This window comes from Vibrio sp. 03_296 (genome assembly GCF_002265885.1).
Window position 1 is genome coordinate 1 of sequence record NZ_NPKW01001039.1, and the last position, 882, is coordinate 882.

Here is an 882-nt window from a genome sequence, read left to right on the forward strand (position 1 = left end):
TTTGCCGGGCGGATTTGGCGCAGCAAAAAACCTAACCAATTTCGCTATTTCTGGCGCTGAATGCCAAGTAAATGAAAGTGTCGCCAAAGCCTGTCGCGACTTTGCCCAAGCAGGCAAACCAGCAGGTTACTTGTGCATTGCACCAACCATTATCCCTATGGTCTACGCTTCAGGCGTTGAAGGCACCATTGGCAACGATGTCGCAACCGCGGCGGCATTTAGTCAAATGGGCGGTAAGCACGTCGAGTGCTCAGTCGAAGAGATGCATTTCGATCCGACAACATAAGGTGCTTTCCACCCCAGCTTATATGCTTGCAGGTTCCATTGTCGAAGCTGCATTCAGGGATCGAGAAACTGGTTAACAAATTGGTCGAAATCGCCTAAACAACCATCTCGCGATTTAACTACTCAATTCCCTCCCATCCTTGGGGGGAGTAATTCCAGCGGCGCATTTCCGAATCACTGTACAGAGGCCTTCCCTGATTACCGATTTGAATGGGAATCGCGTCAGCCGATTTACCATCAATCAGTTGATTGATAATTCGACCAACAATGTCGACCTTGAACTTCACAAACAATACTACCGCCACCTGCCGATTTTTCCTTTGACCAACCGAAAAGTCCCAAAAACCAAACAAAGGTACTTCCGAATGTTGATTAGTCCAAAATAAGATCTCATCAGAAGGAACACTGTTCCCCTCCTCATCCACGAGCGTGTGATACAGCCCAACTAAAATCGCGTCGACGCTTTACCTCTTTTGCTCGTCTTACCATCTCTTGCCAATGAGCCTGAGTATCGACAAGATAAATCGCCACTTCGACCCCAAACTACTTTTTAATCATCTCGATATTGGTCTTCAATATATTCCCCTGCTAATGGCA

General features: G+C 47.1%; 1 protein-coding gene and 1 pseudogene. One reads left to right on the forward strand and one right to left on the reverse strand.

All coding sequences use genetic code 11. The features are described 5' to 3' along the window. Nucleotides 1-384 (forward strand): annotated as a pseudogene (locus CIK04_RS29695) (isoprenoid biosynthesis protein ElbB); the annotation flags it as partial. A 20-nt stretch (nucleotides 385-404) separates the two neighbouring features. Here the strand turns inward: CIK04_RS29695 and CIK04_RS34950 are convergent. Next, a complete protein-coding gene (locus CIK04_RS34950) occupies nucleotides 405-590 on the reverse strand; it encodes a hypothetical protein (RefSeq protein WP_325206008.1) in 186 nt (61 codons plus the stop codon). Nucleotides 591-882: the final 292 nt, after the last annotated feature.